Annotated in this window: 25 protein-coding genes and 1 rRNA gene; 14 read left to right on the top strand and 12 right to left on the bottom strand. The window is 70.9% G+C overall.

Going from position 1 to position 24,394, the window contains the following annotated elements; translation table 11 throughout:
• A 16S ribosomal RNA gene (locus tag MKL09_RS16430) occupies positions 1–128 on the bottom strand; the annotation flags it as partial.
• Positions 129–823: 695 nt separating this feature from the next.
• Here MKL09_RS16430 and MKL09_RS16425 point away from each other — a divergent pair.
• The 3 genes from MKL09_RS16425 (at position 824) to MKL09_RS16415 (ending at position 2,385) form a co-directional block, all read left to right on the top strand.
• Positions 824–1,057, top strand: coding sequence for a hypothetical protein (locus MKL09_RS16425; protein WP_243966519.1), 234 nt, complete (start codon positions 824–826; stop codon positions 1,055–1,057).
• Positions 1,058–1,109: 52 nt separating this feature from the next.
• The gene (gene mazG, locus MKL09_RS16420; RefSeq protein ID WP_244021828.1) at positions 1,110–1,979 is read left to right on the top strand and encodes a nucleoside triphosphate pyrophosphohydrolase; all 870 of its coding nucleotides are present in this window, start codon (positions 1,110–1,112) and stop codon (positions 1,977–1,979) included.
• Between the two features lie 76 nt (positions 1,980–2,055).
• Entirely contained in the window at positions 2,056–2,385 is a 330-nt protein-coding gene (locus MKL09_RS16415) for a hypothetical protein (protein WP_244021825.1), read from the top strand.
• 105 nt (positions 2,386–2,490) lie between these two features.
• On the opposite strand, the gene MKL09_RS16410 is transcribed toward MKL09_RS16415, so the two are convergent.
• The 6 genes from MKL09_RS16410 to pabB all read right to left on the bottom strand — a co-directional run bounded on the left by MKL09_RS16410 (position 2,491) and on the right by pabB (position 6,850).
• On the bottom strand, positions 2,491–3,033 hold the full coding sequence (locus tag MKL09_RS16410; protein WP_244021824.1) for a ferritin-like domain-containing protein: 543 nt from the start codon (positions 3,031–3,033) through the stop codon (positions 2,491–2,493).
• 130 nt (positions 3,034–3,163) lie between these two features.
• Complete coding sequence (locus MKL09_RS16405; protein WP_244021823.1) at positions 3,164–3,352, bottom strand: hypothetical protein; 189 nt, start codon at positions 3,350–3,352, stop codon at positions 3,164–3,166.
• Positions 3,353–3,563: 211 nt separating this feature from the next.
• Positions 3,564–3,980: a DoxX family protein gene (locus tag MKL09_RS16400; RefSeq protein ID WP_244021821.1), complete on the bottom strand. Its 417-nt coding sequence runs from the start codon at positions 3,978–3,980 to the stop codon at positions 3,564–3,566.
• Positions 3,980–4,852: an aminotransferase class IV gene (locus MKL09_RS16395; protein WP_244021820.1), complete on the bottom strand. Its 873-nt coding sequence runs from the start codon at positions 4,850–4,852 to the stop codon at positions 3,980–3,982. Before MKL09_RS16395 ends, MKL09_RS16400 begins: the two co-directional genes overlap by 1 nt.
• A complete protein-coding gene (locus tag MKL09_RS16390; RefSeq protein WP_244021819.1) occupies positions 4,839–5,462 on the bottom strand; it encodes an anthranilate synthase component II in 624 nt (207 codons plus the stop codon). Before MKL09_RS16390 ends, MKL09_RS16395 begins: the two co-directional genes overlap by 14 nt.
• Positions 5,459–6,850: an aminodeoxychorismate synthase component I gene (pabB, locus tag MKL09_RS16385; protein WP_244021810.1), complete on the bottom strand. Its 1,392-nt coding sequence runs from the start codon at positions 6,848–6,850 to the stop codon at positions 5,459–5,461. The genes MKL09_RS16390 and pabB overlap by 4 nt, the downstream gene beginning before the upstream one ends.
• Before the next feature lie 381 nt (positions 6,851–7,231).
• On the opposite strand from pabB, the gene rimO reads away from it, so the two are divergent.
• The 3 genes from rimO to MKL09_RS16370 all read left to right on the top strand — a co-directional run bounded on the left by rimO (position 7,232) and on the right by MKL09_RS16370 (position 10,174).
• Positions 7,232–8,584 carry a 30S ribosomal protein S12 methylthiotransferase RimO gene (gene rimO / locus MKL09_RS16380; protein ID WP_244021808.1) on the top strand — a complete coding sequence of 451 codons (1,353 nt, stop codon included), beginning with the start codon at positions 7,232–7,234 and terminating at the stop codon, positions 8,582–8,584.
• A 131-nt stretch (positions 8,585–8,715) separates the two neighbouring features.
• Positions 8,716–9,798 (top strand): DNA polymerase IV, encoded by a 1,083-nt coding sequence (gene dinB, locus MKL09_RS16375; RefSeq protein ID WP_244021806.1) that lies wholly within the window; start codon positions 8,716–8,718, stop codon positions 9,796–9,798.
• A 142-nt stretch (positions 9,799–9,940) separates the two neighbouring features.
• Positions 9,941–10,174 carry a hypothetical protein gene (locus MKL09_RS16370; protein ID WP_244021800.1) on the top strand — a complete coding sequence of 78 codons (234 nt, stop codon included), beginning with the start codon at positions 9,941–9,943 and terminating at the stop codon, positions 10,172–10,174.
• Positions 10,175–10,212: 38 nt separating this feature from the next.
• Here MKL09_RS16370 and MKL09_RS16365 read toward each other — a convergent pair whose 3' ends face one another.
• The 3 genes from MKL09_RS16365 to MKL09_RS16355 form a co-directional block, all read right to left on the bottom strand.
• Positions 10,213–10,413 (bottom strand): hypothetical protein, encoded by a 201-nt coding sequence (locus MKL09_RS16365; protein WP_243941354.1) that lies wholly within the window; start codon positions 10,411–10,413, stop codon positions 10,213–10,215.
• A 94-nt stretch (positions 10,414–10,507) separates the two neighbouring features.
• Positions 10,508–11,134 carry a bifunctional nicotinamidase/pyrazinamidase gene (gene pncA / locus MKL09_RS16360; RefSeq protein WP_244021798.1) on the bottom strand — a complete coding sequence of 209 codons (627 nt, stop codon included), beginning with the start codon at positions 11,132–11,134 and terminating at the stop codon, positions 10,508–10,510.
• Positions 11,131–12,108 carry a quinone oxidoreductase family protein gene (locus tag MKL09_RS16355; RefSeq protein ID WP_244021796.1) on the bottom strand — a complete coding sequence of 326 codons (978 nt, stop codon included), beginning with the start codon at positions 12,106–12,108 and terminating at the stop codon, positions 11,131–11,133. Before MKL09_RS16355 ends, pncA begins: the two co-directional genes overlap by 4 nt.
• 191 nt (positions 12,109–12,299) lie before the next feature.
• Here MKL09_RS16355 and MKL09_RS16350 point away from each other — a divergent pair, with 191 nt between their 5' ends.
• The 3 genes from MKL09_RS16350 to mfd all read left to right on the top strand — a co-directional run bounded on the left by MKL09_RS16350 (position 12,300) and on the right by mfd (position 17,138).
• Positions 12,300–12,596: a succinate dehydrogenase assembly factor 2 gene (locus MKL09_RS16350; RefSeq protein ID WP_244021793.1), complete on the top strand. Its 297-nt coding sequence runs from the start codon at positions 12,300–12,302 to the stop codon at positions 12,594–12,596.
• Positions 12,597–12,611: 15 nt separating this feature from the next.
• Entirely contained in the window at positions 12,612–12,842 is a 231-nt protein-coding gene (locus MKL09_RS16345; RefSeq protein ID WP_244021791.1) for a hypothetical protein, read from the top strand.
• 675 nt (positions 12,843–13,517) lie between these two features.
• Positions 13,518–17,138, top strand: coding sequence for a transcription-repair coupling factor (gene mfd, locus MKL09_RS16340; protein WP_244021789.1), 3,621 nt, complete (start codon positions 13,518–13,520; stop codon positions 17,136–17,138).
• A gap of 93 nt (positions 17,139–17,231) precedes the next feature.
• Here mfd and MKL09_RS16335 read toward each other — a convergent pair whose 3' ends face one another.
• Positions 17,232–17,726, bottom strand: coding sequence for an Lrp/AsnC family transcriptional regulator (locus MKL09_RS16335; protein ID WP_243961014.1), 495 nt, complete (start codon positions 17,724–17,726; stop codon positions 17,232–17,234).
• Between the two features lie 104 nt (positions 17,727–17,830).
• On the opposite strand from MKL09_RS16335, the gene MKL09_RS16330 reads away from it, so the two are divergent.
• From MKL09_RS16330 to MKL09_RS16310, 5 genes are all read left to right on the top strand, one after another.
• Entirely contained in the window at positions 17,831–18,391 is a 561-nt protein-coding gene (locus MKL09_RS16330; RefSeq protein WP_244021787.1) for an RBBP9/YdeN family alpha/beta hydrolase, read from the top strand.
• 94 nt (positions 18,392–18,485) lie between these two features.
• Positions 18,486–19,805, top strand: coding sequence for an AmpG family muropeptide MFS transporter (locus tag MKL09_RS16325; protein WP_244021785.1), 1,320 nt, complete (start codon positions 18,486–18,488; stop codon positions 19,803–19,805).
• A 277-nt stretch (positions 19,806–20,082) separates the two neighbouring features.
• On the top strand, positions 20,083–21,438 hold the full coding sequence (locus MKL09_RS16320) for a DUF2778 domain-containing protein (protein WP_244021783.1): 1,356 nt from the start codon (positions 20,083–20,085) through the stop codon (positions 21,436–21,438).
• Positions 21,439–21,645: 207 nt separating this feature from the next.
• Positions 21,646–22,695, top strand: coding sequence for an HpcH/HpaI aldolase/citrate lyase family protein (locus MKL09_RS16315; RefSeq protein ID WP_244021781.1), 1,050 nt, complete (start codon positions 21,646–21,648; stop codon positions 22,693–22,695).
• A gap of 306 nt (positions 22,696–23,001) precedes the next feature.
• Positions 23,002–23,355, top strand: a complete 354-nt coding sequence (locus MKL09_RS16310) for an endonuclease domain-containing protein (RefSeq protein ID WP_244021780.1) — start codon at positions 23,002–23,004, stop codon at positions 23,353–23,355.
• A 6-nt stretch (positions 23,356–23,361) separates the two neighbouring features.
• Here MKL09_RS16310 and MKL09_RS16305 read toward each other — a convergent pair whose 3' ends face one another.
• Positions 23,362–24,345, bottom strand: a complete 984-nt coding sequence (locus MKL09_RS16305; RefSeq protein ID WP_244021778.1) for a GlxA family transcriptional regulator — start codon at positions 24,343–24,345, stop codon at positions 23,362–23,364.
• Positions 24,346–24,394 lie beyond the last annotated feature (49 nt).

Below are 24,394 nucleotides of genomic sequence, written 5' to 3'. Positions count from 1 at the left end.
AACCAGAGGGCACGTTCCCACGCGTTACTCACCCGTCCGCCGCTGACACCCGAAGATGCCCGCTCGACTTGCATGTGTTAAGCCTGCCGCCAGCGTTCGCTCTGAGCCAGGATCAAACTCTCACGTTGAAGAGATTGATCAAAGCTGATCACTACATCTTGACGAAGGCTCACATTGATCCGGGCGTTTCCACCCGAACCGTGTGAGCTTCCAAAAAGCGCATGACAGCTCGCATCCTCTTGATGACCCGGCTTGCACCGGGTCCGCAAGGACAAGCGCCGTCCACGCTTCTCTTTCTCGTATTCACTTGTCAAAGAGCGGGGCTAACCTTGGTCAGCGCCTTGAAGAGACCAGTAAACCACCGGATCGTCCCGGTCAAGTGCTACTGAAATCTTCGGAAAGTCCGTCCCGCCGGCTCGCCTTTGCTTCGGCACCGCGTCGGGAGGCGCCGTATAGGACGCCCTGCATTCTGCTGTCAACCGCCCTTTTGCCGGCATCGCACCGAGATCGTGGCCGTCGATCCCGGTGAACCCGATACCGTCGTCAGAGCACCGTGATGACCAGCCGTCGCTTCGTCAGGCGAGGCGCGGCAGGTTCACGACGATCCGAAAGGGAGGCACCCACCCGCTTGGCGCAGAGTGAGTGCCCGGCATACGTGATAGCGGCCCTCCTGTTTTGCAAGGACAGGCCAAGGGCTTCGCCGCCCCCGATGCGGGTTCGGCCCTGCCAGGCTCGGCTGCATCAGGCGCGGCACCGGCGCCCTCCCCGGCCGACGCAACGCGAAGGCCGGTCGCGTCGTTGGTCATCCAGGATGAGGGAGCCCATGGCCACGATCGCGATCCTGATCGGCACGCAGGCGGGAGCCCGGCTGCTGGCCGCCAATTCCGAGCGGGAGGCGGCCCTGTCGGCCGAGGCCTTTCTCTTACGCCTGCCCAGGCGCGCGCTGCCGGCGCCGCTCTGGGTCCAGTGCGCCGACCCGGGCGTCACCGGCCGCCTGACCGGCTATCTCAGCGACCTGCAGTCCGAGCGGGTGCGCGAGCGCGACGCCCGGGTCTGACCCGGGCCGCCGCCGGATTTCCTTGTCCCGCGTCCTGTTCTAACCCCGGGGCATGAACGACGCACGCGATTCAAGCCGGCCCGAGACCCAGACGGCCGGCGAGCCGGCCCCCCTGCGCAGGCTCCTGCGCCTGATGGCCGACCTGCGCGATCCCGCAGGCGGCTGCGCCTGGGACGTCCGGCAGACCTTCGCCAGCATCGTGCCCTACACGATCGAAGAAGCCTACGAGGTCGCCGACGCGGTGGCGCGGGGCGACCGGGACGACTTGCGCGACGAGCTCGGCGACCTGCTGCTCCAGGTGGTGTTCCACGCCCGCATGGCCGAGGAGGAGGGCGCCTTCGCCTTCGACGACGTGGCCCGGGCGATCGGCGACAAGCTGGTCCGCCGCCACCCGCACGTGTTCGACGCCGGCGGGACCCCCCTCCCCGCGGGCTCGGCCCTGCGCGACCCGGTTCAGGTCGAGGCGCAATGGGCGGCGATCAAGGCGCAGGAGCGGGCGGCCCGGGAGCCCGGCGGCGCCGCGCCGGATCCCCTCGGGGGCGTCGCCCAGGCCCTGCCGGCTTTGGCCCGGGCCGAAAAGATTTCCCGGCGGGCGGCCGCCTACGGGTTCGACTGGGGCAACGCCGCCCAGGTGATCGACAAGGTCCGAGAGGAGACCGACGAGGTCGCCGAGGCCCTCGCGGCCGGCGATCCGCAGGCCCTGTCGGAGGAGATCGGCGACCTGCTGTTCTCGGTGGCCAACCTCGCCCGCCATGCCGGGGTCGATCCCGAGACCGCCCTGCGCGACGGCACCGCCAAGTTCGAGCGCCGCTTCGCCGCCATGGCGGAGCACCTGAAGGCCGCGGGCGGGGAACTCGGGCGCTCGGATCTCGCCGCCATGGAAGCCGCCTGGCAGGCGGCGAAGCGGGACGAGACGGCGTAGCAGGCGCGGCTTTCGCCCGCAGGTCGCGATCGGCGCGAGGGCTCGACAGGCGGCGGCCGGCCCTTATCCTTCGGCCATGCGCATCCTCCTGCCCGCCATCGCCGCCCTCGCCGTCACCGTCGCCCTGCCCCGGGCCGTCCGGGCCGAGACGATCGTCAAGGAGCGGTTCGGCTGCCACACCCAGGAGGTCACCGACCGCCTGTTCAAGCTGGTCATGGCCGGCGAGGAATTGGCCTTCGGCCAGCTCCTGAAGGGTAGCCTCGCCACCGGCGAGTGCCGGTCGTGGAAGCTCGGCGAGGACGTCCGGCTCGAGACGCGGACGATGACCTATGGGTGCCTCGCCCTGACGAATGCTCAGGATCGCTGCTACTGGACGCCCCTCAGCGCGATCGAGACGGCGAAGTGAGTTCCGGGGCTCCGCCCCGGACCCCGCCAAAGGGCTGAGCCCTTTGGGAACTCGGAACTCCAAGCCGGCGGAGGAGCGGTCTCCCGTCCTCCGCCGCAGCCGCGCTCAGGCGGCCTTCTTGGGGGACTTCGGCGGCTTCGGCGCCTCGGCGTCGTCGTTGGGGGTGCCCTCGGTGTTGATCGTCTCGGCGATCTTGGAGAGCAGCGCGTCGGCCTTCTTCTCCTCCTGCAGGGTCTCGTCGAGGAGCTTGGCGGCCTCGTCGTGGCCGAGCTGGCGGGCCCAGGTCTTCAGGGTGCCGTAGCGGGCGATCTCGTAATGCTCCACTGCCTGGGCGCAGGCGGCCAGCACCGCGTCGGCAGCCGGGCTGTCGGCGAAATCCTCCAGATCCTCCTCCATCTCGGAGGTGATGCCCTGCATCGCCTCGCAGGTCTTGGCGCGGGCGGGCTTGCCGATGATCTCGAACACCTGGGTCAGGCGCTCGACCTGCTGGGCGCTCTCCTCGGCATGGGTCTCGAAGGCCTGGCGCAGCTCCGGGTGTTCGGCCGCCTTGGCGGATTTCTTGAGCGCCTTCACGGATTGCTTCTCGGCGTAATAGACGTCCTTCAGGGTCTCGTAGAAGGCGTCGTGCAGCGTCTTCGGCTTGGCCATGGGGCGGTCTGTCTCCGATACGGGCCGCTGTCGGGAACGCGGCTTCCGGACGGGGAACGCCGGTCGGGCCGGACGGGTCCGGGCGATATCTTCGCCCTGTGGAGGAACCTTTTGGCCGAGCCCGAGCCGTTCAATCGCTCCTCCGACCCGGACCGGGTTTCCGGGTGGTCTTGGTTTGTGAGACCTGCGACGCGGACGCTCCCACCGGTTTGGGGCGCAGGCGGTCGAGGACGGCCTCGATGGCGCGCTCGACCTCGGCGCGCTCCGGCAGCGTGTCGGCGATCGGCGTCGTTCGGCCGGCAGCGCGGCGCTTCGTCATGCACGTGGCTCGTATCGAGGCCGGGCGACGCGATGTTCCAGCGCGTGCGGCGGCCGCACCACAGTCTATCCGCGGTGATCCCGGGATCAAAGCCTGCCGTGAGCCTGAGATCCCGGGATCCTGTGATCACGGTTTCTCAGACGTTGCTCACCGCTCCGGCCGCGGCGCGCGGCGAATGCCGGGGCGCCGGTGCGATCGACCGGTCCGGGTCTCAGCGCCGGCGCGCGCCGAACGGCCAGTCGATCAGGCCGCCGGCCCAGAGCGCCGCCCAGACGAAGACCGGCTGAAACGCCAGCCGGGGGCCGTGGTACCACCAGGAATCCGGGATGCCGTCGACATGGACGGCGTCGAAGGCGTGCTTGAGATTGGCCGGGTAGACGCAGACCGCGTAGAGGGCGAGCCCGATCGCGGCCGCCCGGCGCAGCGACCGGGTCAGGAGGCCGATCGCCCCGGCGATCTCGCACAGGCCGGTGGCCAGGATCACCAGGCGCGGCGCCGGCACCCAATCCGGCATCAGCAGCAGCATCGCGTCGGCGGCCACGAGATGGACGATCCCGATGCCGGCATAGATCAGGGCCAGGGCGTAGCGCAGCCGGCGCCGCCAGGTCTCAGGCGTCGGCTCGCGCATCAGACGTGCTCCTCCGCGACCCCGCAGGCGCGGGCCACCGCCGTCCGGAGCGCCGCCGCGAGCCGGGCCACGGCCGGGTGCGCGGCGCTGGCGAGGGCGGTCTCGCCGATCGCCGTCACCGGGGCGAGCAGCCGCAGGGAGTTCGTGACGAACACGGCCTCGGCGCCGAGCCAGTCGGTCAGGCGCAGTGAGCCCTCCTCCGCGCGCAATTCGCAGACTCCTGCCAGCCCCAGCACCTCCGCGCGGATGATGCCGGCGAGCACGCCGTCGGTGAGCGGCGGCGTGACCAGGCGGTCGCCGAAGACCGCGAAGAGATTGCCGGTGCCCGCGCAGGCGACGCGGCCCCGGCTGTTGCAGAACAGCGCCTCGTCGAAGCCCGCCGCGGCGGCGTCGCGGGCGGCCATGACCGCGTCGAGATACCCTAAGGTCTTCAGCCGGGCGGCGGGTGAGGTGTCGTTGCGGGCGATCCCCGTCGGCCACAGCCGCAGGGGCGCGAAGGCCGCGCCCTTGGCGCTCGGCGCCGCGGTGGCGAACAGGGTCGGCTGCGGATCCGGCGGCGGCTTCAGCCCGCGCGGGCCGGAGCCGCGGGTGAGGGTGGTGCGGATCGCCAGCCTGTCCGCGTCTGCCCTACCTGTGTCATTCCCTTGCCCGGCCAGCGCCCGCATGGCCGCGCGGATTCTGTCCGCCTCGGCGGGGATCCCGAGCGCCTCCGCGCCGGCGACGAGCCGGGCGATGTGGGCGTCCTCGAAGGCCACCCGGCCGCCGAGGGCCAGCGCCGTGTCGAACAGGCCGTCGCCGAGCGTCAGGCCGCGGTCGGTGTGGTCCAGGGACGCGTGCGTCCCCGGGATGAGCGCGCCGTCACGCCACAGCATTGTCGCGCCCGTCCCGGTGGCCGTGCTTCTCCCGCCAGGCGCGTGCGAGTCCCAAAAAATTGGCGAACAGGGCGTGGCCGCCCTCGGTCAGAACCGATTCCGGGTGGAACTGGATGCCGTAGGTCGGGTGGGTCCGGTGCGAGAGCGCCATCACCTCGCCCTCCTGCGAGACCGCGTCTATCGAGAGGTGCTTCTCCATGTCCGGGCCGGGGGTGACCACCAGCGAGTGGTAGCGCCCGACCGGCATCGGCGCCGGAAGTCCGAAAAACAGCCGCTCGCCCTGGTGCGTGATCGGGGTCGCCTGCCCGTGCAGGGGGCGCTGCGCCCGCTCGACCGTGCCGCCGAAGGCCGCGCCGATCGCCTGGTGGCCGAGGCAGACGCCGAGGATCGGCACCTGGCCGGACAGGTCGCGGATCGCCGGCAGGGAGATGCCGGCCTCCGCGGGGGTGCAGGGGCCCGGCGACACCACCAGGGCGTCCGGGGTCAGCGCCCGGATGCCGGCGACGTCGAGCGCGTCGCTGCGCACGACCCGGACCGCCTCGCCCAGCTCCTCCAGGTAGCGGACGACGTTGAAGACGAAGGAGTCGTAATTGTCGAGGACGAGGATCATGCGAAGGCCTCGAACACCCGGGCGGCCTTGGCCAGCGTCTCGTCGTATTCCGGGCCGGGCTCCGACAGCAGGGTCACGCCGCCGCCGGCCTGCAGGACCGCCCGGGTCGCGTCCATGAACACGGTGCGGATCGCGATCGAGGTGTCGAGCGCCCCGTCGAAGCCGATCCGGCCGATGGCGCCGCAATAGAGCTCCCGGGCGTCGCCCTCGATCTCGGTGATGATGTCCATGGCGCGGATTTTTGGAGCGCCGGTGATCGAGCCCCCTGGGAAGGTGCCCTCCAGAAGGTCGAGGGCGTCGAGCCCGTCGCGCAGCGTCCCGGTCACCACCGAGACGAGGTGGTGGACGTTGGCGTAGGTCTCCAGCCCGCACAGGGTGGGCACGGCGACGCTGCCCGGCGCGCAGACCCGGGACAGGTCGTTGCGCAGCAGGTCGACGATCATGACGTTCTCGGCCCGCTCCTTGACCGAGGCCAGCAGCGCCTCGGCCGCGGCCCGGTCGGCCGCCGGGTCGTCGAGCCGGCGGGCCGTGCCCTTGATCGGCCGGGTCTCGACGTGGCGGCCGTCGAGCCGGATGAAGCGCTCGGGCGAGGACGACGCGACGGTCAGTCCCTCCAGCTCCAGATAGGCCCCGAAGGTCGCCGGGTTGGTAGCGCGCAGGCGCCGGTAGAGCGCGAACGGGTCGAAGCCTGCCGGCAGGTCGGCCGCGAAGCGCTGGGCGATGTTGGCCTGGTAGATGTCGCCGGCCCGGATATAGGCACGGACCTTTTCGACAGCTTCTTCATAGCTTTGCCGGTCGAAGTTCGAGCGCCAAGCGAGGTTTTTTGCGGCCCGGGACGGTGCGGCTTCTGGCGGGCTCTCGGTGTCGAGCCGGTCGGCGAAGGCGGCGAGCCGCGCTTCGGCGCGCGCCTGCCGGGCTGCCGGTTCGGTTTCGGGAAAGCCGGTGGCAACCAGCCGGGCGGTGCCGGCGGCGTGGTCGATCACCAGCACCGTGTCGTAGAGGTTGAACGCGCTATCGTCGGTGAGCCCCGCCCGCCGGGCCGGGGCCGCGACCCGCTCCAGCTGCGCCCCAAGATCGTAGGCGAGGTAGCCGATGGCGCCGCCCGGGAACGGGTTTTCGGGATCGGGCTCGACCCGGTAGGGCGCCAGGCAGGCCCGCAAGGCCGCGAACGGCCCGCCCGGGACCGGGCGCCCGTCCAGCGTCGCGCGCCCGTCGCGGAACCGGAAGCGCGCGAACGGATCGGCGGCCACGATCGAGTGCCGGCCGAGCGCGTCGTGCCGCATGGCGCTGTCGAGGAAGGCGAGATCCGGCAGGGGCCGCAGCCGGGCGGCCGCCGCGACGGGATCGATGAAGGGGATCTCTCGGGTCCAGATCTCTTGGGTCCACATGACCGGGTTCGGGCTGATGTCCTGAGGGCACGCGCCCCGCGCGCTGCCGTTGCACAGGCGATGCCGCGGGGGAAGCGGCAGTTCCGCGCAAGGCCGCGCCCGTCGAGGGCGGTCGGGACCCGTCCCGGGCGTGGGCGACGGCCGGCAGGACCTGATGTGGGATCTCAAGACTTGTCGGCAAAGCCCGGCAGACAGACAAGTTTCGATCTTGGCTCCAGCCGTCCGCGCCGGGCCGGGCACCCCTGCGGCGGCCGGTCTCGCGCGGGCCCGTTAGAACCGCTATAGGGACGCGATCCCGAATGCCTGTCCTCGCGCTTCGTGCGACCCGAATCCACCGGCCGCACGCGAGGGTGGCGTCCGACCCGTCTTCCGAATGCGACCATGACCGCAACCGCCACGCCCGCCCCTCAGGGAGCTACCCCCGGGGCCGCCCCCAAGATCTCGTTCGTGTCGCTGGGCTGCCCCAAGGCCCTGGTCGATTCCGAGCGGATCCTCACGCATCTGCGGGCGGAGGGCTACGAGCTGGCCCGCCGCCACGACGGGGCGGATGTGGTGATCGTGAACACCTGCGGATTCCTGGATTCGGCCAAGGCGGAATCGCTCTCGGCGATCGGCGAGGCCATGGCCGAGAACGGCCGGGTGATCGTCACCGGCTGCATGGGCGCGCAGCCGGACGAGATCCGCGAAAAGTATCCGGACCTGCTCGCCGTGACCGGGCCGCAGGCCTACGAATCCGTGGTGGCGGCGGTCCACGAGGCGGTGCCCCCGGCCCACGACCCCTTCCTCGACCTGGTGCCGCCGCAGGGGATCAAGCTCACCCCGCGCCACTACGCCTACCTGAAGATCTCGGAAGGGTGCAGCAACCGCTGCAGCTTCTGCATCATCCCGAGCTTGCGCGGGAACCTCGTCAGCCGCCCGGCCGGCGACGTGCTGCGCGAGGCCGAGAAGCTGGTCAAAGCCGGCGTGAAGGAGCTGCTGGTCGTCTCGCAGGATACCAGCGCCTACGGCGTCGATATCCGCTACGCCGAGAGCCCGTGGCGCGACCGGAGCGTGCGGGCGAAGTTCTACGACCTGACCCGGGAGCTCGGCGAGCTCGGGGCCTGGGTGCGGCTGCACTACGTCTATCCCTACCCGCACGTGGACGAGGTCATCCCGCTGATGGCCGAGGGCAAGGTGCTCCCCTATCTCGACATGCCGCTCCAGCACGCGAGCCCCTCCGTGCTCAAGCGCATGCGCCGGCCGGGCAACCAGGAGCGCCAGCTCGACCGGATCCGCAGCTGGCGGCAGACCTGCCCGGACCTCGCGATCCGCTCGACCTTCATCGTCGGCTTTCCGGGCGAGACCGAGGCCGAGTTCGAGGAGCTGCTGGCCTGGCTGCAGGAGGCCAAGCTCGATCGCGTCGGCTGCTTCGAATACGAGCCGGTGGCCGGCGCCACCGCCAACGCGCTGGGCGACCTCGTGCCGCCGGAGCTGAAGGCCGAGCGCAAGCGCCGGTTCATGGAGACGCAGAACGCGATCTCGCTCCGGCTCCAGCGGGCCAAGGTCGGCAAGCGGCTGGCCATGATCGTCGATTCCGTCGAAGGCGGGATCGCCAAGGGCCGGTCGAAGGCCGACGCCCCCGAGATCGACGGCAATGTCCACGCCGCCTTCCGGCGCCCGGTGCGCCCCGGCGACATCGTCACCGTGAAGGTCGACCGGGCCGACGCCTACGACCTCTACGGCAGCGTGACCTGATTTTTTTCGGACCTGTTTTTCGGATTTGGCGCGATCCCCTGTGTGCTGTCGGGCCGAGCCGGTTGACCCAGACGTCCTCGCCTGATCCTTAGGAACATATCAGGAACTTCAGCCAAGCCCCCGAGGCGGCGATGGATCCGGAGGTCGCCCTCCGAAAAATCATCCATATCGACATGGACGCGTTCTACGCCTCCGTGGAGGAGCGGGATGAACCGTCCTTGCGCGGGCTGCCGCTCGCCGTGGGCGGCTCCCGGGAGCGCGGCGTGGTGATGGCCGCGAGCTACGCGGCGCGCACGTTCGGCGTGCGCTCGGCCATGCCGTCGGCCACCGCCCGGCGGCTCTGCCCGGACCTGCTGTTCGTGAAGCCGCGCTTCGAGGTCTACCGGGCGGTCTCGGAGGAGATCCGGGCGGTGTTCGCCCGGCACACGCCGGTGATCGAGCCGGTGGCCCTGGACGAAGCCTATCTCGACGTCACCGAGAATCTTTTGGGGCTGCCGACCGCCACGGCCGTCGCGAAGGCGATCCGCGCCGAGATCCTGGAGCGCACCGGCCTCGTCGCCTCGGCCGGGGTCTCGTACAACAAGTTCCTGGCCAAGGTCGCCTCCGACTACCGCAAGCCCGACGCCCTGTTCGTGATCACCCCGTCCATGGGGCCGGATTTCGTGGCCGCCCTGCCGATCGGCCGGTTCCACGGGGTCGGGCCGGTCACCGAGGCGAAGATGAAGCGCCTCGGCATCGAGACCGGGGCGGATCTCCGCGCCTGGGATCTGGACCGCCTGCGCGAAGCCTTCGGGTCGTCCGGCGCCTATTACCACGCCGTCGCCCGCGGGCTCGATGAGCGGCCGGTGCGCGCCCACCGGGTGCGCAAGTCGATCGGGGCGGAGACCACCTTCTCGGAGGACACGACCGCCTTCGCCGTCCTGGCGGAGCGGCTCGCGCCCCTGTTCGACAAGGTCTGGGCCGGGGCCGACGCCAAGGGCATGCGCGCCCGGACCGTGACCCTGAAGCTCAAGTTCTCGGATTTCGCCCAGGTCACCCGGGCGAAGTCCCTCCCCGCCCCGGTGGCCGACCGGGCGGCCCTGGAGCGGATCGGCCTGGATCTCCTCTCCGGCCTGTTTCCCCTCCGGCGCAGCGCCCGGCTGATCGGGATCGCGCTCTCGGGCTTCGAGCAGGGGGAGAAGGACGAGCCGCTGCAACTCGGGCTGGGGCTCTGATCCGTCACGGCGGGCACCCTGGTGCGCTGTCGCGTAGGTTGTGCGGTGCCACACGTCGGCCGCGATTCGTCAACCACAGATAGGAGCCATCCCGTGCGGCCGGGATTGTCCGGATACCGCACGAACCGAAGGTTCCGCCCCCATGTCCAAGCCTGTGTCCCTGGCCCTGGCCGCCGCCCTGCTCCTGAGCGTCCCGGCGGGCGCCGCCCGCGCCGACAGCACCGCCGGCTTCAGTGCCGCCAACGCGGCCCTCTTGCGGGGCTACACCGCGAGCCCCGCGCAGCTCTACGTGTCGTCGAGCAGCCCCGGCTTCGGCTTCGCCGATGGGCCCGTCGCCACGCCGCAGCGGCCGAAGGCACCGACCCGCCTCCGCTGATGCGGATCGGCCCGGGCTATGGCGGCCCGGGCACGCTGTCACGCGTTCTTGCGCGGGCGATGGTCCGGGTCGATGCCGCCGTCCGGCTTGGTCTCGTTCTCGACGTCGCCCTCGAAGGTCGAATCCGCCTCCAGATCTTCCGGGTCGGCGCCGCTCATGCCCTTGGACGTGCCGATGCCGGGATTGCCCTTGAGATCGGCATCGGTCGGGGTCTCGGTCTTCGGGTGCTTAGATGACATCGCCTGGCTCCTGTCGGGTCTCGGAGCCGGGCCAACGCGTCGGGCCGGACGCGGTCTCCCGGCGCGCGTGCGGCGGTTCGCCTCCCGGGGCCGTTCAGGCGAGCGCGGCCGATTCGATCCGGCGCACGCCGGCCGCCTCCATCCGGGCCCAGGCCTGGGCGAGCGACCCGTCCACGTCGATCCCGCGCACCGCATCCGCCACCACCCAGACGTCGAAACCCGCGTCGCGCGCGTCCAGCGCGCTCCAGAGCACGCAGAAATCGGTGGCGAGCCCGCACAGGACGACGCGGGTGATGCCGCGCTCCGTGAGCGCGCCGGCGAGCCCGGTACGGGTGGTGCGGTCGGCCTCCAGGAAGGCCGAGTAGCTGTCGACCCGGGGATCCAGGCCCTTGCGGACCACCAGGCTCGCCCGGTCGGTGGCCAGCCCCGGCGCGAAGCCCGCGCCCGGGCTGCCCTGGACGCAGTGCCGGGGCCACAGCACCTGCGGCCCGTAGGGCAGCGCAATCGTCTCGAACGGGGCCCGCCCCGGATGGGTGTCGGCGAAGGAGACGTGGTCGGCCGGATGCCAATCCTGCATCAGCACCACGTGCCGGAAGCGGTGCTGGAGCGCGTTGATCGGCGCGACCACGGCGTCGCCGTCCCGGACGGGGAGGGCCCCGCCCGGCAGGAAATCGACCTGCACGTCGATGACGAGGAGCAGGTCGGCGGCGCCGGGTGTCACGGCAGCATCACGATCGAGCCGGTGGTTTCCCGCCCGGCCAGATCCCGGTGCACCTGCTGCGCCTCGGCGAGCGGGTAGGTCGCGTTGACGGCGATCTTCACGGCGCCGTCGCCGACCACCTTGAACAGGCGGGCGGCCGCCTCCTCCAGGGTGGCGCGGTTGGACGAGAAGGTCGCGAGCGTCGGCCGGGTCACATAGAGCGAGCCGCGCGGGGCGAGGAGCCCCAGGTCGAGCCCGGTGATCGCCCCGGAGGCCGAGCCGAAGCTCGCCAGCAGCCCGAGCGGCGCGAGGCTGTCGAGCGAGCCCATCAGGGTCGCCTGCCCGACGCCGTCATAGACCACGGGCACGCCCTTGCCGTCGGTCAACTCGCGCACCCGCTTGGCGACATCCTCCTCGCGGTACAGGATGACGTGGTCGCAGCCGTTCTGCTTGGCCAGCGCCGCCTTCTCGGGGCTGCCGGCGGTGCCGATCACCGTGGCGCCGAGGTGCTTGGCCCATTGGCAGGCGATCAGGCCGACGCCGCCGGCGGCGGCTTGCCACAGGATCGTGTCGCCGGGCTTCACCGCGTAGGTCCGGTGCAGCAGGTACTCGACGGTCAGGCCCTTCAGCATCATGGCGGCGGCGGTTGTCTCGTCGACGCCGTCCGGGATCGGGACCGCCGCGGCGGCCGGGATCACCGCCTCCTCGGCGTAGCAGCCGTCCGGCACCGAGCCGTAGGCCACCCGGTCGCCCGGCTTGAACTGCGTCACCCCCTCGCCCACCGCCGAGACGGTGCCGGCACCCTCCTTGCCGGGGGTGTAGGGCAGGTGCGGCGACTTGTAGGCGCCGGTGCGGAAGTAGATGTCGATGAAGTTGACGCCGATGGCGGCCTGCTTGACCCGGATCTGTCCGGGGCCGGGCTCGGCCAGGGGCACGTCCTCGAACCGCATCACCTCGGGGCCGCCGTACTCGTAGACCCGGATCGCCTTCGGCATCGTCGTACTCCCGCTCAAGCCCCGTTGCGCCGGGACGTCGCGGATCCGAGATAATGGAGCGGCCGCCGGAGGCAATTTGTTTTTGCCGGTCGCCCTGCGGTTACGGCCCGATCTGGAACCCGGATCCTGGATCGATGGCGCCCGACCGCCTATCTTGGTCCTGCCTACCCTCCGACCGGAAGTCCCAAAAAATGTCCGGCACCACCCGCACCAGCGCCGATCTCGATCCGCGCCGCCGCCGCATCCTGTACCGGTCCTGGCACCGGGGTATCCGTGAGATGGACCTGATCATGGGCCGCTTCGCCGATGCCGAGATCGGCACCCTGACGGAGACGGAGCTCGACCAGTTCGAGGCGCTGATCGAGGTGCCCGACCGCGACCTGTTCAAGTGGCTCACCGGCGAGGCCGAGACGCCGTCGAACTACGACACGTCGGTCTGGCGGCGCGTGCGGGCGTTCCACCGGCACGACGCGCCGATTCATTCCTGAGAGCGAAAGCCCGCGATGGACGAACCCAAGCCCAATTACGACCACCCCGCCCGGTCGATCGCCACCGAGCTGGTGGTCCGGATCATGCTGGAGATGATGGAGCGCAGCGACCCGGCGCTGCGCGCCGAGATCCTGCGCCAAGCCACCGGCCGCGCCGCCGTGATGACCGAAGGCATGCCCAACGCCGACTTCTTCCGCAGCCGGGTCGAGGCGGCGCTGGCCGAGATCGTCGGGCCCGACGCGTAGGATTGGGGTTTCGGCGCCCCTTCCCGGCCGCCTGCAACGGAGGCTGCTCCATCAGGTTTCCGCCTTCGAGCAGGCCATGGCGTGACTCGTGAAGGGCGCAGGTCCCCTCTTCCGTGCGGGAGAGGGACAGGGTGAGGGATGCGCCTTCTCCGGATGAACCTGTCCCGTCACCCCTACCCTCTCCCGCACGGGAGAGGGGGCGAGTCGCAGTCTGCAAGAGCGACAGCGCCTCGAACCTGTGTCGCTTGCTCCCAGAAGGCATCGTCGAGGCTGGGATGATCCGGGTCGGATGCGCCCATGCGCTCGATCTCTTCGTCCGTCAGGGCCGCGAGCTTGACGCGGGCGCTCTGGGTAACCACCGGCGCGGAACGCGCCATCGCGATGACGTTGCAGCAGCATTCCATCCGCTAGGCGCGTGAACAGGATCGCGTCGTCATGCGCCATGGCGGATTCCCCTGTGATCGTCCGGCGCGGTGAAAGTGCCGCGCCCCGGCAGGCGCGCATCCCCGAATCGCACCCGAACACGCGTTCCATGCTGGAGCGTCGCCGCCATATAGGGCACCGTCAGCCACCCCAACGCCGCCGCCGGGATGCTTTATCACGACGGCTCAATGGGCTAACGCCGGCCCGCGTCAGCCCTCCCTGTGCCCGGCGGGACTCCCCGCGAAAGACCCGATGGCCAAGCCCCAGCCGAAGTCCTCCCCGAAGCCCCCTGCCCCCGCTGCCAAGCCGGTGGCCAAGCCGCAGGTCGCGCGCTTTGCCCTCCCGAAATCCTCGGCGCTCGCGCAGGTGCTCGAGGCGCTCAAGCGCGGCGACAGCCCGGTCCTGGCCAACGCGCCTGAGGGGTTCGACGCCCTGGCGGTGGCCGACCTCGCCCGCGCCCTGGCGCCCACCGTCGACGCGCCTGCCGTGCTGGTCCATGTGGCGCGCGATTCCGGGCGCTCGGCGGCGTTCCAGTCGGCGCTGGGCTTCGTCGCGCCCGAGATGGACGTGATGAACCTGCCGGCCTGGGACTGCCAGCCCTACGACCGGGTCTCGCCGACCACGGCCACGGCCGCCGCCCGGATGACCGCGCTCGCCCGCCTCGCCCGGACCCGCTCCGCCGAGGACCGCCCGCGCATCCTCTGCACCACGGTCAACGCCCTGGTGCAGCGGGTGCCGCCCCGGGGCCACATCGCCAAGGAGGCGTTCTCGGCGGCGATCGGCAACGTCGTGGCGATGGACGACGTGGTCGCCTGGGTCGAGGCCAACGGTTTTCTGCGCACCGGGACGGTGCGGGACACCGGCGAGTACGCGGTGCGCGGCGGCATCCTGGACCTGTCGCCGCCGGGCCTGCCGGTGCCGATCCGCCTCGACTTCTTCGGCGACACGCTGGAATCGATCCGCGCCTTCGATCCGGAGACCCAGCGCACCACCGGCCAGCTGCGCTCGCTGGACCTGATGCCGATGAGCGAGGTCCAGCTCACCACCGAGACGATCCGGCGCTTCCGCCAGGGCTACATCCAGAGTTTCGGCGCCGCGACCCGGGACGACCGCCTCTACGAGACCGTGAGCGAGGGCCGCCGCTATGCCGGCCTCGAGCACTGGATGCCGCTGTTCTACAGCGAGCTCGACACCCTGTTCGACTATCTTCCCGGCGTGCCGCTGGTGTTCGACCCGCAGGTCGAGGATGCCGCCGCCGAGCGGATCAGCCTCGTCCAGGATTACTACCAGGCCCGCGAGGGCGCGATGAAGACGCCGCAGGCCGGCGTCGCCCCCTACAAGCCGCTGCCGCCCCGCGCCCTGTACCTGACCCCGAACGAGCTGAAGGAGCGGATCGCCACCGCCACCGTGGCGCGGCTGACGCCGTTCGCGCAGCCCGAATCCCCTGAGCGCGCCGTCATCGATTGCGGCGCCAAGGCCGGAAGAAACTTCGCGCCGGAGCGCGCGAACGAGAGCGCCAGCGTGTTCGACGCGGCGGTGGCCCATATCCGCGATCTCCAGGGATCCGGGCATCACGTGATCCTGGGATCCTGGTCCGATGGCTCCCGCGACCGGCTCTGCGGCGTGCTCACCGATCACGGCCTGAGGAAGCCCGTGGCGATCACCCGCCTGGCAGATGTCTACGCGCTCAAGCGCGGCACCGACGCGGCCGTGGCGGTCTGGGGCCTGGAGGCGGGCTTCACGGTGGGCGAGCTCGCCGTCGTCTCCGAGGGCGACATCCTGGGCGACCGGCTGGTGCGCCAGAAACGCAAGGCCAAGCGGCCCCAGGACGTGATCCTGGAGGTGCAGGCGCTCAAACCCGGCGACCTCGTGGTCCATGCCGACCACGGCATCGGCCGGTTCTCCGGCCTCAAGACGATCCACGCCGCCGGCGCGCCGCACGATTGTCTGGAGCTGAGCTACACCGGCGGCCTGCTGCTGCTGCCGGTGGAGAATATCGAGCTTCTGACCCGCTACGGCTCGGAGGATTCGGAGGTCGCCCTCGATCGGCTCGGCGGCGGTGCCTGGCAGGCCCGTAAGGCCAAGATGAAGCGCCGCATCCTCGAGATGGCGGGCGAGCTGATCAAGGTCGCGGCCCAGCGCTTCGTCCGGAAGGCCCCGGTGCTCAAGGCGCCGGAAGGACTCTACGGCGAGTTCGCCGCCCGCTTCCCATTCGAGGAGACCGAGGACCAGGCCAACGCCATCGACGCGGTGCTGGACGACCTCAATGCCGGCCGGCCGATGGACCGGCTGGTCTGCGGCGATGTCGGCTTCGGCAAGACCGAGGTGGCTCTGCGCGGGGCCTTCGCGGCGGCGATCGCCGGCAAGCAGGTGGCGGTGATCGTGCCGACCACGCTGCTGGCCCGCCAGCACTTCCGGACTTTCGCCGAGCGCTTCAAGGGCCTGCCGATCCAGGTCGCGCAGCTGTCTCGGTTCGTCTCGGCCGGCGACATGAAGCAGACCCGCGCCGGGCTCGCCGACGGCACCGTCGACATCGTGGTCGGCACCCACGCGCTCCTGGCGAAAAACATCGCGTTCAAGGATCTCGGCCTGATCATCGTCGACGAGGAGCAGCATTTCGGCGTCGCCCACAAGGAGCGGTTGAAGGCGCTCCAGGCGGATGTCCACGTGCTGACGCTCTCGGCGACCCCGATCCCGCGCACCCTCCAGCTCGCCATGACTGGCGTGCGCGAGCTCTCGATCATCGCCACGCCGCCGGTGGACCGGCTGGTGGTGCGCACCTTCGTGACGCCGTTCGACCCGCTGACCATCCGAGAGGCGCTGCTGCGCGAGCGCTACCGCGGCGGCCAGTCGTTCTATGTCGTGCCGCGCATCGAGGACCTAGCCGAGGTCAAGAAATTCCTCGATGCCGAGATGCCGGAGATCAAGGTCGCGATCGCCCACGGCCAGATGGCGGCGGGCCAGCTCGAGGACGTGATGACCGCCTTCTACGAGGGCAAGTTCGACGTCCTGCTCTCGACCACCATTGTCGAATCCGGCCTCGACATCCCCACCGCCAACACGCTGATCGTGCACCGGGCCGACATGTTCGGCCTGGCCCAGCTCTACCAGCTGCGCGGCCGCGTCGGCCGCTCGAAGGCCCGGGCCTACGCGCTGTTCACGACGCCGGCCAACCGCCAGCTCACGACCCAGGCCGAGCAGCGTCTCAAGGTGCTCCAGACCCTCGACACCCTGGGCGCCGGCTTCCAGCTCGCCAGCCACGACCTCGACATCCGCGGCGCCGGCAACCTCTTGGGCGACGCCCAGTCCGGCCACATCAAGGAGGTCGGCTACGAGCTCTACCAGCAGATGCTGGAGGACGCGGTCACGGCGCTCAAGGCCGGCATCGACGACGTGCCCGAGGAGGCGTGGTCGCCGACCATCGCGCTCGGCGCCCCGGTGACCATCCCGGAGACCTATGTGGAGGATCTCGGCGCGCGGCTGGCGCTCTACCGGCGGCTCGCCACCCTCCAGGACGATGCCGAGATGGAGAGTTTCGGGGCCGAGATGATCGACCGGTTCGGGCCGCTGCCGCCGGAGGTGGAGCAGCTGCTCAAGATCGGCACGATCAAGATCCTGTGCCTTAAGGCCAATGTCGAGAAGGTCGAGGCCGGCCCGAAGGGCGTGGTCGTCCACTTCCGGGACAAGTCCTACGCCAACCCGCAGGGCCTGGTGGCGTTTGTGGCCGAGCAGGCCTCCTTCGCCAAGGTGCGGCCGGACATGAGCGTCGTGTTCGTGCGCGAGCTCACCACGATCCCGGCCCGGCTCAAGACCGCCACGGAGGTGCTGCGCAGCCTGGTGAAGATCGCCGAGCGGGTGAAGACCGCGGCGTGAGGGGGGCTGTCGAGGAAGGGCCAGGGCTCGCGTGGTCCTGATCGGCGTCCCTCCAACGCATCCTCTCGTCCTGAGGGGCCTCGTCAGCACGCCTCAATCCTTCGTGACGATGCCCGGGCGCTTCATCAGCACGCGCCCGATGGCCTTGGGAGGCTCGCTGCGCAGGACGATCGCCGTGGTGACCGAACCGTAGCGTGCCACGGCATCGACGATGCTTTCCAGCTCGGCGGGGGATGGCACAATCACCTTGAGATGGAAGCAATCCTCGCCGGTCAACCGCAGGACCTCGATGACCTGCGGCATGTCCGCAAACTGCTTCAGGTACGCCTTGATGTGTTCGTGCGTTGTCCGAAGGCGGATCACCGCGATCATTCCAAGCCCGACGGACACGGGGTCGATGATCGCCCGATAACCGGTGATGATCCCGCGCTCTTCGAGTCGCTTCAGGCGCTCCGATGCCGCCGGCTGAGACAGGCCGACGCGCCGTCCCAGTTCGGAGACGCTGATACGCCCGTCATCCTGCAGAATTTCGAGCATGGACATGTCGGTCGGATCGAGTTCGGTCCGCGGCTCGGTGCGTTTGGCCATCGACTTTGAATCCATCGGATGCGGGGGTGATTCCCCGATGGTTGCGTATGTTTCCGGTACAAACAGACGGGCATACGGACGGGGCGACAACCCCGTTTTCAAACATGACCGACATCATTCATCTGCCCGGCATCGGCAATTCCGGACGGCGCCATTGGCACAGCTGCTGGGAAGCGGACGATCCCTCCATACGCCGCTTCGCCCCGGCCTGCTGGGACGAACCGGACCTGTCCGACTGGATCGCCGCGTTGGAGCACGCGGTGCGCGCCGCGCGAACGCCGCCCGTCCTGGTGGCTCACAGCCTGGCTTGCCTGCTGGTCGCCCATTGGCATCGGGTGTCCGACCGGCCGATCGCGGGGGCGGTGCTGGTGGCCGTGCCCGATCCCGCGTCTCCGGTCTTTCCCGCCCAGGCAGCAGGGTTCGCCGACATCCCCCGGATGCGATTCCGCTTTCCGTCCCTGATCGTGGCGAGCACCGACGATCCCTACGGCTCGTTGCCCTATGTCCGGAGGCAGGCGGAGCACTGGGGGAGCGCCTTGACGGTGATCGGCGCGGCCGGCCACATCAACGGCCAGAGCGGGTTGGGCGACTGGCCTGACGGTCGGGCGCTCCTGAGGGACTTCGTGGCCCGCGTCCAGGGCGGTACGGGGGTCACGAGGGCGTGACCCCCGATCATCGGCTTTGCAGCGTAGGTTTCACCCGGTTGCGTCGCACGTCGCCCTCTGTTCCCACCCTTCTCACAGCCCAGGAGATGCCCGGATGGCAAACCCGGCGCAGGCCACCGGCGCGTCAGGCTCGGACCGATCCGAAAAAAACGCCTTCCTGACGCCCCTGTTCACCGACCGGCGGGTCGCGGCGGTGCTGGGGCTGGGCTTCGCGCAGGGCATCCCGTTCCTGCTCGTCTACGCGACCCAGTCGGCGTGGCTGGTCCAGGCCAAGGTGCCGCTCGCGACGATCGGGCTGATGAGCGAGCTGACCATCGCGTACAAGCTCAAGTTCCTCTGGGCGCCGTTCCTCGACCGGCACGATGCGCCGCTGCTCGGGCGCTGGCTCGGGCGGCGGCGGGGCTGGATCGTCGCCGCGCAGATCCTGGTGGCGCTGTCGCTGGCCGGGGTCGCCTTCGGCGATCCGGCGCACTGGCTGGCCTGGACGGTGGCGTTCTCGCTGGCGCTCGGGGTGGCGGGCGCGACCCAGGACGTGGTGATCGACGGCTGGCGGATCACCGTCGCGCCGCCCGAGCGGCAGGCGCTGATGTCGTCCTGGGCCGAGATCGGCTACCGGGTCGGCAACCTCGCGGCCGGGGCCGGTGCCCTCTACCTGTCCGACGCCTATGGCTGGCGCGCCGCCTATCTGTGCATGGCGGTGCTGCTCGCCCCCGGCACGATCGCGGCGCTGCTGGCCCCGGAGCCCCCCGCCGCGCCGCTGCCGTCCGGCGGGTTCGTCGAGACCGTCTGGGCGCCGATCCGCGACCTGCTGGCCCGCCTCGGCCCCCTGGCGGTGCCGGTCCTGGCGCTGGTGGCGGGCTTCCGCATGCCCGGCTACGTGTCGAGCACCATGGCGATCCCGCTGTTCAAGACCCTGGGCTACACCAACACCGACATCGCCACGGTGACCAAGCTGTTCGGCTTCTGGATCGCGCTCGGCGGGACGTTTCTCGCGAGCGCCATCATCCCGCGGATCGGCATGATGGCGAGCCTGCTGATCGGCACCGTGGTGGCGTCCGCGTCGCATCTCGCGCTGGCCTATCTCGCCTGGCACGGCGGCCATGGCGGGGCGGCGTTCTGGACCTTCGCGGTCACGGTCGGGATCGACGGCTTCGCCTACGCCTTCGCGTCGATCGTGCTGATCACCTACATGTCCCGGCTCGCGGCCACCGAGCACGCGGCCAGCCAGTACGCCCTGCTGACCTCCCTCTGCGCCCTGCCGGGCAGCCTGCTCGCCGGTCTCTCGGGCTTCGTCATCGAGCGGACCGGGTTCACGTGGTTCTTCGTCGGCACCTCGCTGATCGGCGTGCCGGTGGCCCTGCTGTGCCTCCTGGTGGCGCGCCGCCACGGGCCCATGGAGGCGCCGGCCGGGTGACGTTTCGGGGTCGAGCGCACGGCGTCCTCAGTCTTCGCGGGCCGGCGACCGCTTTTCGAGGCGCTGTTCTGGTGTTCCGCGGGGATTCCATGGGTGTTCCGTGGCGGTGCGTCCGGCGGCGTCGGGTCTTTAGCCAAGATTAACCATGGGGAGGCCTAATGGGCTGGACGGTTGATGTCCTCCCCAGACGGGCAACCCAGGCCACGTGCGCGGAAAAAGCCTCCGCGGGCGAACGGCGTCGGCTGCCATCCGGGGAAGCGCGTACGCGAGTTCCCGCATGGCCCAGGTTGCGTATTCCCGACCCGCGTACCGCGACGCGGCCTTTGCCCCGGCCCTTGTGCCGGCGGCCTATCCGCGGCTTGCCGACGAGGCGCCCTACGCGCCGCCGACCCGGGCCCCCTACCCGAGCGCCATGCGGCGCGCCCGCCGCCGCGCCCGGCTGACGGCCTTGATCTCGCTGGCCGCCCTGTCCATGGCCGGCTGGACCGTCCTGACCCTGCCCCACGGGCTGCCGATAACCTGGAGCGCGCCCGCCGCGGTCGCCGAGGCGGAGCCCGCGCTCACTGCCGAGGCCCGGCCCGCGCCGGCGCCCCGCCCGAGCATCGCCTGGATGCTCGATCCCAGCCCGGCGCTCGGCTCCGGCGCAGCCAAAACCTTCGGGGCGCCGCCCCCGGCCGCGTCCTTCCAGGTCGCTGCGGCCGAGCCGTCCCCGGCGGTCCGGGAGATCGCCCAGCGGGTCGCCCGAAAGGTGGTCCAGGCCCGGATGGCGTCGGTCGAGCCGGCCCCAGCTCCGGTTTCGGTCGTGCAGGCCCCCGTCGTCCAAGCCCCGATCGCGCAGGCCGCCGCCGTGCCGCCCAAGGCGGCCGCGCCGGTCCGGGTCGCCGCCGCCGAGCCGACCCCCGCCGCCCTCGCGCCGAGCCTCGTGCCCAATCTCGTCCCTTTGCCGGTCGTCCGGCCGTCGGAGCTGCGGCGCCCGGCCGCGGCCCCGGCGCCCCGGGTGGCGGCCCGCGCCCTGCCCCGCACCCGCGACGTGTTCCGCGCCGCCATGGCGGAGGAGCCGTCCTTCCTCGAGAAGCTGTTCGGCGTCGGCGCCGCCGCGCCCCGCGCGGACTCGCGTCAGGCGCTCGCCTATGCCAGCCCGGACGCCCTGCCCCAGGAGGCGCCGCGCACCCGGATCAGCCCCGCCCCCGAATCCGTCGCCGGCACCGCCGTCTACGACATCACCGCCCGCACGGTGACCCTGCCCTCCGGCGAGGTGCTGGAAGCCCATTCCGGCCTCGGCGAGGCCATGGACGATCCGCGCTACGTCCACCTGCGCATGCGCGGCTCGACACCCCCCGGCACCTACGACCTGACCGAGCGCGAGCGCCTGTTCCACGGGGTGCGGGCGATCCGCCTCAACCCGGTCGGCGGCAGCGGCGCGATCCACGGCCGCGACGGCCTGCTCGCCCACACCTACATGCTGCGCCAGCCCGGCGCCTCGAACGGCTGCGTCTCGTTCCGCGACTACAACCGCTTCCTGCAGGCGTTCCTGCGGGGCGAGGTCCGGCGTCTCATGGTGGTGGCCGGCAGCCGGGGCGACTTCTTCGGCGGCCGGGTCGGCATGGCCGACCGGCCGGGCCGGCGGGGCTGATCTGCACCGAAAGTCGAAGGGGCGTTCGGCGCGGCACGGCTTTACGCGCTCGCCCAAGCCTGCCTTAACGGGGCTCGCGCATCATCCCGAAAGGTGGTTTCCGGCTTTCGGACCAAAGATGATGCCAATCAGCGGCCTCGATCCTCGTCCCGGATCCTGTATCCGGGGCGATGATCGAGCCGCCAAGCCCCGTACAAGAGGCACATCATGAAACTGCCCCGCCGCTTCTTCCAGCCGCTGGCCACCGGCGCGCCGGCCCCGTTCCGCGAGCTGCCGGTGCGGCTGGAGCGGATGATCCACTTCGTCCCGCCTCACAACGATAAGGTCCGCGCCCGGGTGCCCGAGCTCGCCGGCACCGTCGACGTGGTGCTGGGCAATCTGGAGGACGCGGTTCCGGCCGACCAGAAGGAGGCGGCCCGCAAGGGCTTCGTCGCCATGGCGCAGGCGACCGACTTCGCCGCCACCGGTACAGGCCTCTGGACCCGGATCAACGCCCTCAACTCGCCCTGGATCTTGGACGACCTGTTTACCATCGTCGCCGAGGTCGGGTCCAAGCTCGACGTCGTGATGGTGCCCAAGGTCGAGGGGCCGTGGGACATCCACTACGTCGACCAGCTGCTCGCCCAGCTCGAGGCCCGGCACGGGGTGACCAAGCCGATCCTGATCCACGCGATCCTGGAGACCGCCGAGGGCGTGGCCAATGTCGACGCCATCGCGTCGGCCTCGCCGCGGATGCACGGCATGAGTCTCGGCCCGGCCGACCTCGCGGCGTCCCGCGGCATGAAGACCACCCGGGTCGGCGGCGGCCATCCGGATTACCGGGTGATCGCGGACCCGTCGGGCGATACGCCCCGCGCGAGCGCGCAGCAGGATCTCTGGCACTACACCATCGCCAAGATGGTCGATGCCTGCATGGCCAACGGCCTCAAGGCGTTCTACGGCCCGTTCGGCGATTTCTCCGACGGCGATGCCTGCGAGGCGCAGTTCCGCAACGCCTTCCTGATGGGCTGCGCCGGGGCCTGGACGCTGCATCCGAGCCAGGTGGCGATCGCCAAGCGGGTCTTCGCCCCCGACCCCGCCGAGGTGGCGTTCGCGGCCCGCATCGTCGCGGCGATGCCCGACGGCACCGGCGCCGTGATGCTCGACGGCAAGATGCAGGACGACGCCACCTGGAAGCAGGCCAAGGTCATCGTGGACCTGGCCAAGCTGGTCGCCGCGAAGGATCCGGAGCTGGCGGCGGTGTATCAGCTGGGGTAGCGCGCGGGGGGCGATGCCGGGGAGGTGTGGCCCTTCTCAAGCCCATGGCTGCTACAGCCCGGCGATACCCGCTCAGAATGAAGCGCAGGTCCCCTCTCCCGTGCGGGAGAGGGACAGGGTGAGGGGTGCGACCTCACCGGAAAGTCCGGGTCCCTCACCCCAACCCTCTCCCGCACGGGAGAGGGGGCGCGTCGCGGTCTTCAAGCGCGAATACGTATCAAAACTCTCCTCGAGTTGAGAACACCCGCGCGCGTGAGAGCGCGGTATCGTCCGGTCGATTCGGTGCCGTGCCGTTGAGACGACCCGGTGAGCAAGTCGATCCCGCGTGCCCGCCATCTCCGCCGGACCCAGACCACCGCCGAGGCCAAGCTTTGGCGCGTCCTGCGGAACCGTGCGCTCAACGGCTGGAAGTTCCGCCGTCAGTATCCGATCGACCGCTTCATCGTCGACTTTGCGTGTGTCGAAGCGAAGCTCGTCGTGGAGGTCGATGGCGCAACGCATTCGACCGAGTGGGAAGTCCATTCCGACGCGGCTCGCACCGCGATCATCGAGGCCTGCGGCTTCAGCCTGCTCCGCATCTCGAACGCGGACATCCATGAGAACCGCGACGGCGTGCGCGAGACGATCCTTGCCGGCCTCCTCCGCCGCGAGATGGTATGACGCCCCTCACCCCCCGAACCGCGCCCGATAATCCTGCGGCGTCGCCGCGACGTGCCGCAAAAAACTGCGCCGCAGGGTCTCCTCGGAGCCGAAGCCGCAGGTCCGGGCGATGCGCTTCACCGGCTGCGCGGTCTCGGCGAGCGCCCGCCTGGCCGCCTCGATCCGCAGGCGCTCCACGGCCCTGGCCGGAGTCAGGCCGGTCGCGTCCCGGTAGTGCCGGCTGAGGCTGCGCGCGCTCATCCCGGCGGCCTCCGCCAGGACCGGGAGCGACAGGTCGCCGGCCAGGTTGTCGGCGATGAAGGCGTGGAGCGCCCCGAAACGGTCCTCCCCGGCCTGCAGGGCCAAAGCCGCGCTGAACTGCGCCTGCCCGCCGGGGCGCTTCAGGAACATCACGAGGTGGCGCGCCACCGCCAGGGCGTGATCCCGGCCGAGATCGGCCTCGACCAGGGCCAGCGCCAGGTCGATCCCCGCGGTAACGCCCGCGGAAGTCCAGACCGGGCCATCCTGCACGAAGATCGGGTCGGGCTCGACACGGGCCAGCGGGTAGCGCCGGGCGAGCGCGCCGCAGTGCTTCCAGTGGGTCACGGCCCGCCGCCCGTCCAAAAGCCCGGCGGCCCCGAGCAAAAAGGCCCCGGTGCAGACCGAGGCGACCCGGCGCGCTTGGCCGGCCCGGTCCCGCGCCCAGGCGACCAGCGCTGGATCGGCGGAGGCCGCCGTGACCCCGGGGCCGCCCGCGACGATCAGCGTGTCCACCGGCGCGTCGCGCTCCGGCAGCGGGTCGGCCACCAGGCGCAGGCCGGCCGAGGCGGTGAGCGTCCGGTCGCCGGCCGCGATCACCCGCGGTGCGTAGGGCGCGAGCCCGCCGCTCAGGTCGTTCGCCGTGGCGAAGACCTGGAGCGGCCCGGCCACGTCGAGGAGTTGCACTGCCGGGAAGGCCAGCAGCTCCACCGGGCGGGACGCATCTGGCGAGAAACGAGGGGTCTTTGGCATCTCGGCCAGAGCGTGCCGCGGTAAGGTCTCCCTGTCCAGCACGGAGGCC

The organism is Methylobacterium sp. J-048 (assembly GCF_022829515.1).
GTDB lineage: Bacteria > Pseudomonadota > Alphaproteobacteria > Rhizobiales > Beijerinckiaceae > Methylobacterium.
Note: the sequence above shows the minus strand (reverse complement) of the source record. Positions and strands in the feature narration are given on the sequence as shown.